Below are 668 nucleotides of genomic sequence, written 5' to 3' on the forward strand. Positions count from 1 at the left end.
ATTTCAAATTATTTTCAAAAAATATAATTTTAAATAGCATTAGTTCAATTTTAATATAATTTTACTGGCGTTTATATATTTTATGCCTTATGAATAAGATTACCATTTTAATACATTGTAATGATAAACCTAATATTATTGCCTCTGTAACCAATTTTATTGCCCAACAAAACGGGAATATTGTTTATATAGACCAGCATGTTGATAGGGAACAAAATATATTTTTTATGCGTTTAGAGAGCGAGTTTACATCGGAAGCTTTTTCTACAAATGCTTTTAAAGACGCCTTTAAAAATGTTTTAGCTGATAATTTTGATATGAAATGGCGTATATATTCTTCGGAAAAGAAGCCTAAAATGGCCTTGTTTATATCAAAATACGATCATTGTTTATATGATTTATTAGGACGTTACAATTCTGGTGAGCTTAATTTAGAAATCCCTTTTATTATTAGCAATCATAATACGTTAAAAACTATTGCTGATAATTTTAATATTCCGTTTTACCACATTCCTGTAACAAAAGACACTAAAGCGAAAGCCGAAGATGACCAACTAAAATTATTAGAAGAACATAATATTGATTTTATTGTTTTGGCACGTTACATGCAAATTGTATCGGCTAAATTAATTGATAAATACACAAATAAAATTATAAACATACACCAC

General features: G+C 26.8%; 1 protein-coding gene. It reads left to right on the forward strand.

Features of this window, described 5'->3' with window-relative positions; translation table 11 throughout:
* Positions 1-89: 89 nt before the first annotated feature.
* Positions 90-668, forward strand: a 579-nt coding sequence (locus FUA24_RS07965; protein ID WP_148541221.1) for a formyltetrahydrofolate deformylase, incomplete at its 3' end; no start/stop codon positions are given.

The sequence above is a fragment of the Seonamhaeicola marinus genome (assembly GCF_008085455.1).